Source organism: Burkholderia pseudomultivorans (assembly GCF_001718415.1).
GTDB lineage: Bacteria > Pseudomonadota > Gammaproteobacteria > Burkholderiales > Burkholderiaceae > Burkholderia > Burkholderia pseudomultivorans_A.
In genome coordinates this window covers 159610-175170 of record NZ_CP013377.1, presented here as the reverse complement: position 1 = coordinate 175170, position 15561 = coordinate 159610, and the positions used below count along the sequence as shown (strand labels likewise).

The following is a 15561-nucleotide window of genomic DNA, read 5'->3' as shown; positions in this document are numbered from 1 at the left end:
CTCAGTGCTTGATCAGGTACATGTCCTGCGAAGCACGCATGTCGATCACGTTCTTCAGCGAGTAGCCGCCCACGTACGGCTTTACGAGGCGGTCGGCCGAATACTGGAACAGCGGCACCATCGGCGTGTCGTTCATCGCCGTGTCGTGCGCCTGCGTGAGCAGCGCGGCGCGCGCCTTGTCGTCGAGCTTCTGGTTGCCTTCGTCGACGAGCGCATCGACCTGCTTGTTGCAGTAGCCGACGGTATTCTGCGAGCTGCCGCAGCGGATCAGGTCGAAGAAGGTCATCGCGTCGTTGTAGTCGGCGAACCAGCCGTCGCGCGCGATCTGCACCTTGCCGTCATGGCGCTCCTTCATCAGCACCTTGAATTCGACGTTCTCGAGCCTGGTGTTGATGCCGAGCTTCGTGCGCCATTCGGATGCGGCGAACAGCGCGACCTTCTTGTGCAGGTCGTTGGTGTTGTACGTCAGCGTGAACGACAGCGGCTTCGCATCCGAGTAGCCGGCCTGCTTCAGCAGGTTCTTCGCGGTCTCGACGCGCTTGGCCATCGGCCACGCCGCCCATTCCGGCGTGAACGGCTGCACGCCCTTCGTGCCGTTCGGCATCAGCCCGAACATCGGCTTCTCGCCGGCCTGCGTGAGCCGCTGCGTCAGCACGTCGCGATCGATCACCATCGACAGCGCCTGGCGCACGCGCTTGTCCTTCAGCGCCGGATCGCTGTTGTTCAGGTAGTAGTAGTACGTCGCGAGCTGCAGGCCCGGCCGCAGTTCGCCGCCGAACTGCTTGCTGACCTGCTGGAAGATCCCCGACGGAATCGAGTAGCTGTAGTCGATCTGGCCGGCCTGGTACATGCGCATCGCCGTCTCGTCGCTTTCGATCGGCAGGTACGTGACCTTGTTGATCACGACCTTCGGCGCATTCCAGTACTTCGCGTCCTTCGTCATCACGATGCGGTTGTTCGGCTGCCAGTCGACCAGCTGGTATGCGCCGTTGCTGACGAGGTTGCCCGGGCGCGTCCATGCGTCGCCGAACTTCGCGACCACGTCCTTGTTCACCGGCGCGAGCGGCGCCATCGCGGTCAGCTCGGGGAAGAACGCGACCGGCACGTCGGTCGTCACTTCCAGCGTGTACGGGTCGACCGCGCGCACGCCGAGCGTCGACGGCGCGGCCTTGCCCGCGATGATCTCCTTCGAGTTCTTCACGAACTCGACGAGGATCGTGTATTTCGAGCCTGTCTTCGGATCGACGAGGCGCTGCCACGAGTAGACGAAATCGGCGGCCGTCACGGGCTGGCCGTTGCTCCACTTCGCGTCGTGGCGAAGCTTGAAGATCCACGTCGTCGGCGTCTTGCGCTCCCACGACATCGCGACGCCCGGCACGACCTGGCCGCTCGCATCGATGCGGGCGAGCCCCTCGAACAGGTCGAGGCCGATGGTGTTGCCGGTCCACGATTCGATGTGCGCGGGATCGAGCGACTCGACTTCGGCGGGCACCTGTCGCGTCAGGTCCTGCTGCGCAGCGAGCGTGACGTTCGACGGGACGGTAACGGCGCGAGCGGCGGGCGTCGTCAGGGCGAGCGCGGCCAGCACGGCCGACATGGCATGCAAGGATTTCATCGTGGCAGTCTTGAGAAGGTTGTTCGGTGAGCGTCGCGCGGCAGGTGCCGCGGGTTACGCGTGAGACGCTGTCGGGAGCAGCGATTGAGGAGGCCCGTGATTCTCGTATTGCATATTAGTATTCCTTACGTTTCTTTCGACAGGCACTCCGTCTCGGAAACGAAGGAATACCTGTGCGTTAGAACAGCCTCGGTGTACCGACCCAGACCACCACCGACTCGATCTTCGCGGTGTTGACCCAGCTGTGCGGGACCGTCGACTGATAGTGCGAACTGTCGCCGGCCTGCAGGACGAACGTCTTGCCTTCCAGCGTCAGCGACACTTCCCCTTCAATCACATACAGGAACTCCTCTCCTGCATGTGTCGTCACCTCCGAGCGTTTCTGTCCCGGCGGCATCCGCACGAGGATCGCCTCGAGCTGACGCCCTTCGGTCACGTTGGTCAGCCTCGCGAACAGGTTCGCCGAATCGGCGAATCCGAAGAAGCGCAGCTGCTCGCCTCGACAGACCGAGCGTTCCTCGCTCGGCGTATCCACGAAGTACTGCACCGTCACGCCAAGCGCCTGCGCGATGCCGGCCAGCGAAGTCAGCGACGGCGATGCGAGCCCGCGCTCGACCTGGGACAGAAACGGCTTCGAAATGCCCGCGACCGTCGCCGTTTCGTCGAGCGTGCGCTTCAGTCGTTGGCGCAACGCGCGAATCTTGCTGCCCAGTGCGGCGGCAGCGTCGGCAGACCGCGGGTTTTCAGTGGGGGGAACCATAGCAGGCCGAAAAGTGGTCGTCAAAAAATGTTTGATGGAAAGTAACTAAGTTAGGTGGATATGGCTTAGTCTTCGGGTTTGCGCACGCCTTCGGCGTTGAGCCCGGTGCACTAAACAGGGGCCGAAGCGAGCGAAAAGAAGCGCTATCTTGCCAGACTCACCGCCTTCACAGGCAAGCTGCAAGCGGCTCTCCGGGATTTTTCGGAGGGCCGGGCGCGAAGTTTACAACGACATGACGAGACAAATGTTCCTGAAAGCTGCTGCCACGTCGGGGATTTCCCTATGTGGTGCGGACCTGACGCACCGGACCGGCAAACGTTACCATTCGCGCGCCGGTCGGGGGCTCGCCCCGCCGGATTCCGGCGGAGTCTGACCCCGGCCCGGGCCAACCGCCCGACTGATGCCACCGCCTGCGCGCAGGCCTACCCGGCCGCCACGCACGGGCGCCAGTTCGACCCTTGGCGACACGCGATCCGCGTCGCCCGTTTCAACGAGATTTGATGATGCACGCACCTGTTTCACAAACCCGATCGTTTACGACGGTCTTCCTCATCGAAATGTGGGAGCGCTTCGGCTACTACGGCATGGCCGCGCTCCTGGTCCTGTTCATGGTCGACCGGCTCGGCTTCACCGACAGCCATGCGAACCTGACGTGGGGCGCATTCACCGCACTCGTCTACGCGTCGCCGTCGATCGGCGGCTGGATCGGCGACAAGGTGCTCGGCGCCCGTCGCACGATGATCATCGGCGCGGCCGTGCTGTGCGCCGGCTACCTGATGCTGGCGGTTCCGAACGACCAACTGGTCTACATGTACACGTCGCTCGGCGTGATCGTCGTCGGCAACGGCCTGTTCAAGGCCAACGCGGCGAACCTCGTGCGCCGCATCTACGAAGGCGACGACGCGCGCATCGACAGCGCGTTCACGATCTACTACATGGCGGTCAACATCGGCTCGACCGTGTCGATGCTCGCGACGCCGTGGATCAAGGATCACTGGGGCTGGCACACCGCGTTCGCGGTCTGCTGCGGCGGTATGCTGCTCGCGATCCTGAACTTCATGCTGATGCACCGCACGCTCGCGCACATCGGCTCGCAGCCCGACGACGAGCCGATCCGCTGGAAGCGCCTGGGCGCGGTCGCGGCGGGCGGCGTCGCGCTCGCGCTCATCACGCTGTACGTGCTGCAGCACAAGCAGCTGGCCGTCGCGAGCGTGTGGACGGCCGCGGCTGCGATCCTCGCGATCTTCGCGTACATGATCGCGAAGTCGGAGCGCTCCGAGCGCGCCGGCCTGATCGCCGCGCTCGTGCTGATCGCGCAGGTGATCCTGTTCTTCATCTTCTACGTGCAGATGTCGACGTCGCTGACGCTGTTCGCGCTGCGCAACGTCGATCCGCGCTTCATCCTGTTCGGCACGACGCTGTTCACGTGGAGCGCCGCGCAGTTCCAGGCGCTGAACCCGATCTGGATCATGCTGCTGAGCCCGGTGCTCGTGTGGGTCTACAACGCGTTCTCGAAGCGCGGCCGCGACCTGCCGGTCGCCGCGAAGTACGCGCTCGGCTTCGGCGCGGTCGCCGCCGGCTATCTCGTGTTCACGATCAGCGGCCGCTATGCGGTCGACGGCCGCGTGTCGTCGTGGTTCATGGTGTGGGGCTACGGCCTCTACTCGCTCGGCGAACTGCTGGTGAGCGGCCTCGGCCTCGCGATGATCGCGCGCTACGTGCCGGCGCGGATGAGCGGCTTCATGATGGGTGCGTACTTCGTCGCGACGGGCGTGTCGCAGTATCTGGGCAGCGTCGTCGCGAACTTCGCGCAGATGCCGTCGCACGAACTGCCGGCGACCGAATCGCTGCCGCTGTATCTGTCGCTGTTCGAGAAGCTCGGCTGGCTCGCCGCGATCGGCATGCTGCTCGCGCTGCTGCTGCTGCCAATGATGAACCGCCTGTCGCGCCAGCATCAGCGCTGCGCGGAAGAGCGTCGCGACGAAGCGCTGCAGGCGCAGGCCGTCGCCGCGCAGTAAGGGCTATCCCTCGGCGTGCTGCGTGCGCGCCACATTCTCCTGCCGGTTGCGCAATCGCGTCCTACACTGGTTGCAGGGAGCGCTTCCGACGAGACGCGCGACAAGCAGGAGAACACGATGAAAAGCAAGACGACGCGGCTCTTGAGGATACTGTCCGACATCCGGCGCGCGCAGCGATGCACCGCATTGCGCGCCGCCCGGGCAGCCGCCGAAGCCGATGCGGTACTCGCGCAGCAGGACGACGCGGCAGCGTCCGACGAACGCGACGACGCCGAATCCGACGACACGTCCCCCGCTTCCCGCTCCGATATCGGCTCGCGCCACTGACGGCACGCCGGCGTGCCGCCTGCGCGCTTCGCGCGCCTCGAGCCCTTCCCGCGCCTCCCGCGTGCTCACGCAGCCGCGCTGCGCCATCGCGAGAACCACGCCCCCGAACCGGCCACCGCCATCATCAGCCCGAGCGCGCAGGCGTCGGCCGCGAAGCCCACGCCGAGATGGCGCAGCGCCGCGCCGTTCGCGACCGGATGCAGCAGCGAATCGATGACCAGCGAGATCACCGCGCCCGCGACGAAGCAGATCAGCCCGCGCTGGCCGACCGCGACGACGGGCCGCACGGCCTGCGCGACCCGCGCGATCCAGCCATAGCGCACCCAGTCGGCCATCAGCCACGCGACGGCTGCGAAGCTCACGACGCGCGGCAGCGCGAGATCGCGCTTGAGCACGCCTTCGGGCACCGGCAGCCCCGAGAACAGCTTGTAGCTCGCGCAGCCGAGCACGACCGCGCACGCGACGCCGGTTGCCGCCGCGCTCCAGCGCCCGAGCGCGACGCGCCGATAGAACGGCTGGCAGCGCGCGAGCACGCCGGCGACGAACATCAGCTGCCACGCGAACGGATTGAAGCTCCAGCGGAACGTGTCGGTATCGAGCAGTTCCGGGCCGAGCCAGCCGGCCGCGAGCCACGACGCGACGCTGAGCGCGACGAGCAGCCACGGATGACGGCGCGCGAACGGCACCAACGCCGGCGATGCGAGCGCGAACAGCACGTACATCGGCAGCACCGACGCGAGATACGGCTGGCGCTGGAACGTCAGCAGTTCGGCGAGGCCCGTGAGCGGCGACGCGAGCATCACGCTGACGTCGTCGAGCGCGAGGTTCGGCGCGTCGATTCCATAGTGGTCGAGCACCGCGGACACGACGAGCATCAGCGTCGACGTCGCGAGGAACGCGCGGTAGATCTGCATCGCGCGCCGCACGAAACGCCGCTGCGCGGCGCGCGCGCCGTGCCGTTCGGCGATCGCGCCGTACGCGCTCGCGGTCGCGAAGCCGCCGAGAAACACGAACACCTCGGCCGCGTCGCACAGGGCGAACGCATGCAGCGTCACGCGCGACAGCACGCTCGCGCCGATGTGATCGACGACGATCATCAGCAGCACGATCCCGCGGAAGAAGTCGACTTCGATCAGGCGGCCGCTGCGCGGCGGCACACTGGCGGCGGCAAGCGGCGCATTCAACGACATGACCGCCCCCGCGCGATGGCGGCGCGGCACGCACCGGAAGATTCAGGGGAAGAAACGGGAAGGCGAGCGCGACCGGCGGCGACACGCGTATGCTCGCATCGCGCCAATCCGGCTGGCCAGGCACGGAGATGACCGTTCATTGGAACACTGCATACGAAGTAAAGACGGTCAGATCAGTCTAACGGCCGATGCGGGGATACCCTAAGTAACAAAGTGCAACGGAATCTTCGGTTCGGTTACAGGGGCGAGATCGCAGAGGCCCGACTGGCAAGGCTGCCAGCCGGGCGTCAGTGGGCCGTCAGTGGGTCGTCAGTTGCGGGCCGCACGCGCACCCTCGACGCGCGAGGCGCGGCATGCCGCACGCCGCGCATCGCGGTGCGGGCCATCACGGGCGACGACTATTTGCGCACGGGCAGGCGCCGCATCAGCATCGCGCTGTGCCATGCGGTCAGCGCAACGGCGGCCCAGATCGGCCCGTAGGTCGCGAGCTTCGCGACCGTGAGCGTCTCGCCGAGCAGCAGCAGCGACACCGCGACGAGCAGCACCGGCTCGACGTAGCCGAGGATCCCGAACAGCGCCATCGGCAGCATCCGGCTCGCCTTCAGGTAGCACGCGAGCGCGAGTGTGCTGAGCACGCCGAGGCCCGGCAGCAGCACGGTCCACAGCAGCGGATGGCTGCCGACCGGCGTCGCGCTGGTCGCGACCATCGCGATCGCGATCGGGCACAGCAGTGCGACCTCGATCGCGAACGCGGCCAGCGAATCGGCGTTGATCCGGCGACGCAGCACGAAATACGGCGGATAGCCGAGCGCGACGACGAGCGTCGGCCACGCGAACGCGCGCGTCGCCCAGACCTCATGCGCGACGCCGAGCGCCGCGCACGCGACGGCCGCCCATTGCAGCGGATCGAGCCGTTCGTGATAGTAGAAGCGGCCGACCAGCACCATCGTCAGCGGCAGCAGGAAATAGCCGAGCGACACTTCGAGCATGCGCCCGTGCAGCGGCGCCCACAGGAACAGCCACAGCTGCAGGCCGAGCAGCGCGGCGCTCGCCGGCACCGCGATCAGCAGCCGCCAGTCGCGCACGCTGCGTGCGGCGAGCGCGGCGAGCGCCGGCCAGCGGCCGCGCAGCGCCACCAGCGCAAGCGCGCCGGGCGCGGTCCACAACACGCGCCACGCGAAGATGTCGAGGCCGGTCAGCGGCACGAGCAATTTTGCGTACGCCGACATCAGCGCGAACAGCGTCGACGCCGCCACCGACAACATGACGCCGCGCCCGGCCTCCGGATACCCCGTCATATGCGCCTATTGCTGCTGGAAGCGCTCGAAGCGCTTTTCGGTCTGGCGCTCCTCGAACGTCACCTCGGTCACGCGTGCGGCCGGCGGACCGTGGCGCAGCCACGCGAGCATCCGGTCGATCTGTGCGCCCGGGCCCTGGATCATCGCCTCGACGCTGCCGTCGTCGAGATTCGACACCCAGCCGCGCAGCTTCAGCGCGTGCGCCTCGCGCACCGTCGCGTGACGGAAGCCGACGCCCTGCACGACGCCGCGCACCCGCACGTAGTAGGTCTCGATCCGTTCGTCCAGTTCATTGCGGGTCATCGCGTCACCCCTCTCCCGTTGCATTTCAAGCCCGGCATTGTAGTCGCGTCGGCCGGTTCACACACGTGCGCCGCGGGGCGGACGGCCGGCCACGCGCACGAACCGGCGCAACGGCCATGCCCGCCGCGCGCGCCGTGCCGCCGTCGCCGCGCGCGCCGACCACGTACAATCTCGCCGACGCACAACCGCCGCGCCGCTCGCGCGCGGCCACGAAGGAATGGCATGACTGATACCTCCCGCGATCTCGTCCTGGTCACCGGCGCGTCCGGTTTCGTCGGCTCGGCCGTCGCGCGCATCGCGCAGCAGAAGGGCTATGCGGTGCGCGTGCTGGTGCGCCCGACCAGCCCGCGCACGAACCTCGCGGATCTCGACGCCGAGATCGTCACCGGCGACATGCGCGACGAGACGTCGATGCGCGCCGCGCTGCGCGGCGTGCGCTACCTGCTGCACGTGGCGGCCGATTACCGGCTGTGGGCGCCCGATCCCGACGAGATCGAGCGCGCGAACCTCGAAGGCGCGGTCGCGACGATGCGCGCGGCGCGCGCCGAGGGCGTCGAGCGGATCGTCTACACGAGCAGCGTCGCGACGCTGAAGGTCACCAGCGCCGGCGATCCGGCCGACGAGAACCGGCCGCTGACGCCCGAACAGGCGATCGGCGTATACAAGCGCAGCAAGGTGCTGGCCGAGCGCGCGGTCGAGCGGATGATCGCCGACGAAGGGCTGCCGGCCGTGATCGTCAACCCGTCGACCCCGATCGGCCCGCGCGACGTGAAACCGACGCCGACCGGCCGCATCATCGTCGAGGCCGCGCTCGGCAAGATTCCCGCGTTCGTCGACACCGGGCTGAACCTGGTGCACGTCGACGACGTCGCGCACGGCCACTTCCTCGCGCTGGAGCGCGGCAGGATCGGCGAGCGCTACATCCTCGGCGGCGAGAACCTGCCGCTGCAGCAGATGCTCGCCGACATCGCGCAGATGACGGGCCGCAAGGCGCCGACGATCGCGCTGCCGCGCTGGCCGCTGTACCCGCTCGCGGTCGGCGCCGAGGCCGTCGCGAAGTTCACGAAGAAGGAGCCGTTCGTCACCGTGGACGGTCTGCGGATGTCGAAGAACAAGATGTATTTCACGTCCGCGAAGGCCGAGCGCGAACTCGGCTACCGCGCGCGGCCGTATCGCGACGGGCTGCGCGACGCGCTCGACTGGTTCCGCTCGGCGGGCTACCTGAAGTAGCACAAAGCGGCGTACGTCGCGCCGCTTTGCGCACTTTGTTACACGTCGCGCGCGGACCGTCACCGGCGCAGCGGGTAAAATCGCGGGTCCTACGCAGAGAAAGCACGCATGAACCTGAACGATCAGATCGATGCGCTCAAGACGGGCGTCGATCAGCTCCTCCACGATCACCACGCCGCGCAACAGGCGGCACGCAGCGCGGAAGCCTTCGCGCGCGCCGCCGCGGCGGAAGCCGAAGCCGCCGCCGAGCGCCACGCCGCTGCGGAAACCGAAGCCCGCGCTGCCGCGCAGCGCCACCTGGAAGCGGCCGCCGAGGCCGAAGCGGCGCAGCAGCGTCACGCCGAAGCGACCGCGCAGGCCGAGGCCGCCGCGCAGCGTCATACCGATGCAGCCGCCCAAGCCGAAGCCGCCGTGCAGCGCCACGCGGAAGCGACCGCGCTGACCGAAGCGCTCGCACAGCGCCACGCGGATGCCGAAGCCGCATCGCAACGCCATGCGGCGGCGATCGCCGAAGCCGAGGCCGCCGCGCAGCGTCATCACGCCGCCGCGACCGAAGCGGAAGCCGCCGCGCAACGTCACGCGCAGGCCATCGCCGAAGCCCAGGCCGCCGCGAAGCGTCATGCCGAAGCCACCGCCGAGGCCGAAGCCGCGACGCAGCGCCACGCGGCGATGATCGCCGAAGCGGAAGCGCTCGCGCAGCGCCATGCGCAAGCGATCGCCGAAACCGAAGCCGCGGCGCAGCGCCACGCGGAAGCCACCGCCGAGGCGCAGGCCGTCGCGCAGCGTCACGCGCAGGCGATCGCCGAAGCCGAAGCCGCCGCGAAGCGTCATGCCGAAGCCACTGCCGAGGCCGAAGCCGTCACGCAGCGCCACACCGAAGCGATCGCGGAGGCCGAGGCGGCCGCCGAGCGCCACGCGAAGGCCGTCGCCGACGCGGAAGCGCTGGTCGAAGCCGTCGTCAAGGATGCGATGACGACGCAGACGGCCGCAGCGGCCGAGATCGAGGATGTGGAAGTGGCGGAGCCGACGGACACGCCGGCCGCCCTCGCGGCCGAACCCGCCGATGCAGCCGGGTCGTCGGCCGCCGAAGCGGCGACCGACGTAGCGACCGAAGCGACCGACGCTGCGGGGACCGGGACCGCGGTCGTTGCCGCGACCGGCACCGACGTGGCGGCCGCGGCACCGGCAGAATCGACCGAACCGGCGCCGGCCGACAAGTCGACGCTGCACGTGTCGCGCCCGTCGCAGAACGAGCTCACGCTGACCGTCAACGGCGAATCGATCACGCTGCATCCGGAACAGCTCGGCCAGCTGATCGAGGAACTCGCGCACGCGCGCGCGTCGATGCAGCCGGAACCGCCGCAGGGCATTCCGCCCGGCTGGCGTTTCGTGTCGACGAAGAACCCGATGATGGCCGTGCAGAAGCAGTCGAACGGCGACCGCCTGCTGGTCGCGCGTCACACCGGCTACGGCTGGGTGCCGTTCACGTTCTCGCCGGACGTCGTGATCCAGATGTACATGATGCTGACCCAGCGATAAGCGCGCCGCGACGCGCCGCCAACGAAAAACAGCCCGATCGGTGCGTAGCCGATCGGGCTGTTCGTTTTCCGGGCATCGGCGTCGCCGTTTCGGCGGCGGCGCCTACGGGATCGGCGAGCCGCCGCGACGCCGGATGCAGGCGGCGGTCGCTCCCTCAGCGATCGACCGGCGCCTGCACGCGCGCCTTCCACTGCCCGCCCTTGCCGCGCCAGTAGCGCCACGCGGACGCGAAGGTCGCGCCGACATAGAACGCCGCGACGAGCGGCAGCGCGGGCGCCCACAGCGGCGAACGCCGGTAGTAGCGCAGCATCGGCGCATACGCGGCGCACATCGACGCCCACGCGAGCCATGCCGGCCACGCGCGCGCGCCGTACACGAGTGCCGCGACGGGCGGCACGAGGTAGATGATCGTCATCCCGAGCAGCGTGCCGGCGAGCAGCCACGGCGAATAGTGCAGCTGCGTGAACGCGGTGCGCGCGATCATGTTCCAGATGTCGCGCCAGCTGTCGTACGGGCGCAGCGACACGCTGCGGTCGGCGAGATCGAGACGGATCGGATGGCGGCCGCTGCCGCGATGCTTGATCTGCGCGGCGAGGCTGCAGTCGTCGATCAGCGCGCCGCGGATCGACTCGATGCCGCCCGCTTCCTCGAGCGCCGTACGCTTGACGAGCATGCAGCCGCCCGCGGCGCCCGCGGTCTTGTTGCGCGGATTGTTGATCCACGAGAACGGATAGAGCTTCGCGAAGAAGAACACGAACGCCGGGATCAGCGCCTTTTCCCAGAACGAGTCGCAGCGCAGCCGCACCATCAGCGACACGAGATCGCGCTCTTCGGCCTGCGCGCGCGTGACGAGCTGCGCGACCGCGTCCGGCGGATGGCCGATGTCGGCATCCGTCAGCAGCAGGTAGTCGGCCGGCAGGCCGAGCGTGCGCACCGCGGCGATCCCCTGCGACTGCGCCCACACCTTGCCCGACCAGCCGGCCGGCAGCGGCTTCGCGCCCAGCACCGTCAGGCGCTCGGCGCGGTTGGCCGCGAGCGCGGCCGCGCGGGCCGCATCGGCCGTGCCGTCGTCGCTGTGGTCGTCGACGATGATCAGATGAAAATCGCCCGGATAGTCCTGCTCAAGCAGCGAGGTCGCCGCGCGCGCGATCACGTCGGCTTCGTTGCGCGCCGGCACGACCGCAACGACGGCCGGCCAGCCGGCTTCCGCCGCCGCGCCGCGCGCCTCGGGCGGCAGCGGCCGTGCGGGCTGCGCGCGCCAGAAGCCGCCGCGCGCGACCAGCAACACGATCCAGATCACCAGCGACAGGCCGGACAGCAGGAATGCGATCGCCAGCATCATCGGCGCGCCTCCCGCCGGACGGCGCCGGATCGATCACTCGGGGTCGGAACAAGGGAACCCGACGCCGCACGGGCGGACGGGCAATACGCGAAAAAATCGACGGTCATCGAAAGGCCTTGAAATGAGCGCGACGCCGGGCAGCCGGAGCGGCTGTCCGCGAAACCGCGTAGTTTACTGGGTTCCGCGTGCGCGAGCGCCGACGCGCCCGTGCCGCGGTTGCAACACGCCAGATTCAGCGCCAAAGCAAGGACGGCCCGATAGGGTTAAAATGCGCGATTAATTCGGGGTTCCGGGGCCTGGCCTGGCCGGTTCGTTTCCTGCCTTCATAACATCAAGCCGGGGCGATCGAGCGGTGCCAGCTCATCGAACCCCGTTTCTGTCGTCGGAGTTCGCTCACTTATGCGAGTCATCCTTGCCCAGCCCCGCGGCTTTTGTGCGGGGGTTGTCCGTGCGATCGAGATCGTCGATCGCGCGCTGCAACAGCACGGCGCGCCGGTCTATGTGCGTCACGAGATCGTCCATAACCGGCATGTCGTCGAAAATCTGCGTAATAAAGGGGCACGATTCGTTGAGGAACTCGACGAGGTGCCGCATGGCGCCGTCGCGATCTTCAGCGCGCACGGTGTCGCCCAGACGGTCGAGCGCGACGCGCAGGCGCGCGGGCTCGACGTGCTCGACGCGACCTGTCCGCTCGTCACGAAGGTGCACGTGCAGGGCCGGCAATACGTGGCCGCCGGCCGTCGGCTGATCCTGATCGGCCATGCGGGCCATCCGGAAGTCGAAGGAACGATCGGCCAGATTCCGGCCGAGGTGGTGCTGGTGCAGAGCGAGGCCGAGGTCGACACGCTGACGCTGCCGGTCGATACGCCGGTGGCGTACGTCACGCAGACGACGCTGTCGGTCGACGATACGCGCGGCATCATCGAAGCGCTGCAGCGCCGGTTCACCGACATCGTCGGTCCGGACACGCGCGACATCTGCTACGCGACGCAAAACCGCCAGGCAGCCGTGCGCGAGTTGAGCGAGCAGGTCGACGTGCTGCTCGTGGTCGGCGCAACCAACAGTTCGAATTCGAACCGCCTGCGCGAGATCGGCACCGAAAGCGGCGTGCCGAGCTATCTCGTCGCAGACGGCTCGGAAGTGAAGGCCGAATGGTTCGCGGGCGTGCAGACGGTCGGCCTGACCGCCGGCGCGTCGGCGCCCGAAGAGATGGTCGAGGATGTAATCGGCGCGCTGCGCGCGCTGGGGCCCGTCGAAGTCGCGACGATGGCGGGCCGTGAGGAAAAAGTCGAATTCAAGCTGCCGGCGAAGCTCACGCAAGCTGTCGCCCGCGAAGTTTAAGGAGGACATCTCTTGTCTATTCCGCTGCTCCAGCAAGTCCGCGTCGGCGCGTACATCATGCGCCAACACCTGTCCGGCAACAAACGCTATCCGCTCGCGCTGATGCTCGAGCCGCTGTTCCGCTGCAACCTCGCGTGTAACGGCTGCGGCAAGATCGATTATCCGGACCCGATCCTGAACCAGCGCCTGTCCGTCGAGGAATGCCTCGAGGCCGTCGACGAATGCGGTGCGCCGATCGTCTCGATCGCCGGCGGCGAGCCGCTGCTGCACAAGGAAATGCCGGAAATCGTCAAGGGCATCATGAAGCGCAAGAAGTTCGTGTACCTGTGCACGAACGCGCTGCTGATGGAAAAGAAGATGGACGACTACCAGCCGAATCCGTATTTCGTCTGGTCGGTCCACCTCGACGGCGACAAGGAGATGCACGATCACTCGGTGTCGCAGGAAGGCGTGTACGACAAGGCCGTCGCGGCGATCAAGGAAGCGAAGCGCCGCGGCTTCCGCGTGAACATCAACTGCACGCTGTTCAACGACGCGATCCCCGAGCGCGTCGCGAAGTTCTTCGACACGCTCAAGCCGATCGGCGTCGACGGCATCACCGTGTCGCCGGGCTACGCGTACGAACGCGCGCCGGATCAGCAGCACTTCCTGAACCGCGACAAGACGAAGAACCTGTTCCGCGAAATTTTCAAGCGCGGCGAAGGCGGCAAGCGCTGGTCGTTCAGCCAGTCGTCGCTGTTCCTCGACTTCCTGGCCGGCAACCAGACGTACAAGTGCACGCCGTGGGGCAACCCGGCGCGTACCGTGTTCGGCTGGCAGAAGCCGTGCTATCTGGTCGGCGAAGGTTATGTGAAGACCTTCAAGGAACTGATGGAAGACACGAACTGGGACAACTACGGCGTCGGCAACTACGAGAAGTGCGCGGACTGCATGGTCCACTGCGGCTTCGAGGCCACCGCCGTGATGGACACGATCGCGCATCCGCTGAAGGCGTTCGCCATCAGCCGCAAGGGCATCAGGACCGAAGGCGCGTTCGCGCCGGACATCTCGATCGACAAGCAGCGTCCGGCCGAGTACGTGTTCTCGCGTCACGTCGAGATCAAGCTCGAGGAAATCCAGCGCGCCGGCAAGGGCAAGCTGCAGAAGCCGACGAAGCCGGCCGCGGCGGCCTGAGCGACCGTCAGGCGAAGCGGAGGCTCGGCCTCCGCGCACGCACGCAGGAATAGAAGCGCCACGGAGTGAACCCACTCCGTGGCGCTTTCGTTTTGGGCCGCGTCCTGCCGGTATTCGCCTGCGTCGGCAGCCGCGCGAGCGCGCGGTCGGCCCTGTCTCCTCCTCCCGCCTGCTTCGGTGCGCGGCCGCTAGGCGGCCAGCGCCTCGGTCCGGTGCGTCTGCATCCGCGCGGCCGCATGCTCGACCAGTTTCGGCTCGCCGCTGGCCGCGAACGCGCAGACATGCCGCCACAGCTCCGTCAGCCGATATCGCGTCAGCGAGTCGACACAGGCGTCGTTCGCGGCGAGCACACGTTCGAGCAACGCTCCTTCGTCTTCGGTCAGCGTCCACGCGCCGCCTTGCCGTGCGCGCGCCGTGCTCGCATCGAGCGCGCGCTCCGCGTCGACGCAGAGCTCGACGCTAACGTCCGCGCGGTTCAAGTCGTCGAGCGCCAGGAACACCAGGTAGAGGCTCGTGCGCAAGCGCAGCAGCAGCGCTTCGCTGCCGTGCTCGCCGCGCAGCGCGACGAGCGCCATGTGGCATTTGAGGGAAATGTCGCGCGCGTACGCAGGCGGCAGCGGCAACAGCCACTCGCGCGTCAGCGGCACGTGGCGACGGGGTTTCTTCGTGGCCTTCATGATTCGCGCTCGCTTCGCGGATCGTCGTCCGCGCTCACGTCAGGCCATCCGGTTCGGCACGCGGACGCGCCGCGGCTCGCATCGCGACGGCCGGGCGCACGACGCCACGCGCCGTGCAGATCAGTCCTTCGCGACGCCGGGCGCACGTCCGGCAGCCGACGCAGTGCCGACGCACGCACGACGTCGGGGAATCGGGTCATGCATCCCATGCTCGCCTCCTGCATCAGAACGTGTTCTCGCCCTTCAGGTAATACGCGGTCTTCACGAAGAACGCCCTGACCGGATGACCCGTCTGCGCGTCGCGCGCCGCACGCGCCTGCATCGCGGCCTTCTCCTCGGCCGAGCGGTCCGGCACCGGGGTGCGCACGCGTTCGAGCGCGCGCTGCATCGCAAGCGGATAGTTCTGGTTGCCGGCCGTCGTCGCGCGGTAGCCGGCGCGCGTCATCTGCATCAACTGCACGTCGGTTTCCGCGCGCGCCGCGGACCAGGTCAGATGCGTCGCGTTCGGCGACCAGTCGGCACCGGCGGTTTGCGCAAAGCTGACGGCAGGCAGCGCAGCGAGTGCGCCGGACAGAAGAGCAACGGATACGAGGGATCGCATGGTATTGGCCTCAAGATGGTTGTTTCCGCATCGATCGTGGCGATGCGTTGAAACCATCGTATGCCGCGCACCGCGCCGCTTGAATAGCCGAATCCGCAATTGATATTTTCGGGTCGGGTGCCCGGCCTGAAAGCGGCCGCATTCGAG

At 67.9% G+C, this 15561-nt stretch carries 14 protein-coding genes; 6 read left to right on the top strand and 8 right to left on the bottom strand.

The window, feature by feature from the left end; genetic code table 11:
• Position 1 precedes the first annotated feature (1 nt).
• Together WS57_RS00765 and WS57_RS00760 are read right to left on the bottom strand one after the other, a co-directional pair.
• On the bottom strand, positions 2-1615 hold the full coding sequence (locus WS57_RS00765) for a peptide ABC transporter substrate-binding protein (protein WP_059604915.1): 1614 nt from the start codon (positions 1613-1615) through the stop codon (positions 2-4).
• Positions 1616-1793: 178 nt separating this feature from the next.
• The gene (locus WS57_RS00760; protein ID WP_009692481.1) at positions 1794-2375 is read right to left on the bottom strand and encodes a cupin domain-containing protein; all 582 of its coding nucleotides are present in this window, start codon (positions 2373-2375) and stop codon (positions 1794-1796) included.
• Between the two features lie 500 nt (positions 2376-2875).
• On the opposite strand from WS57_RS00760, the gene WS57_RS00755 reads away from it, so the two are divergent.
• Positions 2876-4393: a peptide MFS transporter gene (locus tag WS57_RS00755; RefSeq protein WP_040130844.1), complete on the top strand. Its 1518-nt coding sequence runs from the start codon at positions 2876-2878 to the stop codon at positions 4391-4393.
• 117 nt (positions 4394-4510) lie between these two features.
• Complete coding sequence (locus WS57_RS00750) at positions 4511-4720, top strand: hypothetical protein (RefSeq protein ID WP_009692479.1); 210 nt, start codon at positions 4511-4513, stop codon at positions 4718-4720.
• Positions 4721-4785: 65 nt separating this feature from the next.
• Here WS57_RS00750 and WS57_RS00745 read toward each other — a convergent pair whose 3' ends face one another.
• The 3 genes from WS57_RS00745 to WS57_RS00735 form a co-directional block, all read right to left on the bottom strand.
• Positions 4786-5910 carry an OpgC domain-containing protein gene (locus tag WS57_RS00745; RefSeq protein WP_059516956.1) on the bottom strand — a complete coding sequence of 375 codons (1125 nt, stop codon included), beginning with the start codon at positions 5908-5910 and terminating at the stop codon, positions 4786-4788.
• Positions 5911-6308: 398 nt separating this feature from the next.
• Positions 6309-7208, bottom strand: coding sequence for an EamA family transporter RarD (rarD, locus tag WS57_RS00740; protein WP_069243614.1), 900 nt, complete (start codon positions 7206-7208; stop codon positions 6309-6311).
• A 6-nt stretch (positions 7209-7214) separates the two neighbouring features.
• Positions 7215-7511, bottom strand: coding sequence for an acylphosphatase (locus tag WS57_RS00735; RefSeq protein ID WP_040130842.1), 297 nt, complete (start codon positions 7509-7511; stop codon positions 7215-7217).
• A gap of 222 nt (positions 7512-7733) precedes the next feature.
• On the opposite strand from WS57_RS00735, the gene hpnA reads away from it, so the two are divergent.
• Together hpnA and WS57_RS00725 are read left to right on the top strand one after the other, a co-directional pair.
• Positions 7734-8741 carry a hopanoid-associated sugar epimerase gene (gene hpnA, locus WS57_RS00730; protein ID WP_059516958.1) on the top strand — a complete coding sequence of 336 codons (1008 nt, stop codon included), beginning with the start codon at positions 7734-7736 and terminating at the stop codon, positions 8739-8741.
• Between the two features lie 108 nt (positions 8742-8849).
• Positions 8850-10280, top strand: coding sequence for a hypothetical protein (locus tag WS57_RS00725; protein ID WP_059516959.1), 1431 nt, complete (start codon positions 8850-8852; stop codon positions 10278-10280).
• Positions 10281-10434: 154 nt separating this feature from the next.
• On the opposite strand, the gene WS57_RS00720 is transcribed toward WS57_RS00725, so the two are convergent.
• Positions 10435-11622, bottom strand: coding sequence for a glycosyltransferase (locus WS57_RS00720; RefSeq protein ID WP_040130839.1), 1188 nt, complete (start codon positions 11620-11622; stop codon positions 10435-10437).
• Between the two features lie 399 nt (positions 11623-12021).
• On the opposite strand from WS57_RS00720, the gene ispH reads away from it, so the two are divergent.
• Positions 12022-12963, top strand: a complete 942-nt coding sequence (ispH, locus tag WS57_RS00715) for a 4-hydroxy-3-methylbut-2-enyl diphosphate reductase (RefSeq protein ID WP_009689049.1) — start codon at positions 12022-12024, stop codon at positions 12961-12963.
• Between the two features lie 12 nt (positions 12964-12975).
• On the top strand, positions 12976-14136 hold the full coding sequence (gene hpnH, locus WS57_RS00710; protein ID WP_009689048.1) for an adenosyl-hopene transferase HpnH: 1161 nt from the start codon (positions 12976-12978) through the stop codon (positions 14134-14136).
• Positions 14137-14324: 188 nt separating this feature from the next.
• Here the strand turns inward: hpnH and WS57_RS00705 are convergent, their stop codons facing one another.
• Both WS57_RS00705 and WS57_RS00700 read right to left on the bottom strand, forming a co-directional pair.
• Positions 14325-14813 (bottom strand): hypothetical protein, encoded by a 489-nt coding sequence (locus tag WS57_RS00705; RefSeq protein ID WP_009689047.1) that lies wholly within the window; start codon positions 14811-14813, stop codon positions 14325-14327.
• A 223-nt stretch (positions 14814-15036) separates the two neighbouring features.
• Complete coding sequence (locus WS57_RS00700; protein WP_059516961.1) at positions 15037-15414, bottom strand: hypothetical protein; 378 nt, start codon at positions 15412-15414, stop codon at positions 15037-15039.
• Between the last annotated feature and the right edge of the window lie 147 nt (positions 15415-15561).

Bases quoted from the DNA above. Each gene is read 5' to 3' on its own strand.
- WS57_RS00750 (WP_009692479.1), top strand. From the start codon at position 4,511: ATGAAAAGCAAGACGACGCGGCTCTTGAGGATACTGTCCGACATCCGG.
- hpnA (WP_059516958.1), top strand. From the start codon at position 7,734: ATGACTGATACCTCCCGCGATCTCGTCCTGGTCACCGGCGCGTCCGGT.
- WS57_RS00765 (WP_059604915.1), bottom strand. From the start codon at position 1,615: ATGAAATCCTTGCATGCCATGTCGGCCGTGCTGGCCGCGCTCGCCCTG.
- WS57_RS00755 (WP_040130844.1), top strand. From the start codon at position 2,876: ATGATGCACGCACCTGTTTCACAAACCCGATCGTTTACGACGGTCTTC.
- WS57_RS00705 (WP_009689047.1), bottom strand. From the start codon at position 14,813: ATGAAGGCCACGAAGAAACCCCGTCGCCACGTGCCGCTGACGCGCGAG.
- ispH (WP_009689049.1), top strand. From the start codon at position 12,022: ATGCGAGTCATCCTTGCCCAGCCCCGCGGCTTTTGTGCGGGGGTTGTC.
- rarD (WP_069243614.1), bottom strand. From the start codon at position 7,208: ATGACGGGGTATCCGGAGGCCGGGCGCGGCGTCATGTTGTCGGTGGCG.
- WS57_RS00725 (WP_059516959.1), top strand. From the start codon at position 8,850: ATGAACCTGAACGATCAGATCGATGCGCTCAAGACGGGCGTCGATCAG.
- WS57_RS00760 (WP_009692481.1), bottom strand. From the start codon at position 2,375: ATGGTTCCCCCCACTGAAAACCCGCGGTCTGCCGACGCTGCCGCCGCA.
- WS57_RS00745 (WP_059516956.1), bottom strand. From the start codon at position 5,910: ATGTCGTTGAATGCGCCGCTTGCCGCCGCCAGTGTGCCGCCGCGCAGC.
- WS57_RS00700 (WP_059516961.1), bottom strand. From the start codon at position 15,414: ATGCGATCCCTCGTATCCGTTGCTCTTCTGTCCGGCGCACTCGCTGCG.
- WS57_RS00735 (WP_040130842.1), bottom strand. From the start codon at position 7,511: ATGACCCGCAATGAACTGGACGAACGGATCGAGACCTACTACGTGCGG.
- WS57_RS00720 (WP_040130839.1), bottom strand. From the start codon at position 11,622: ATGATGCTGGCGATCGCATTCCTGCTGTCCGGCCTGTCGCTGGTGATC.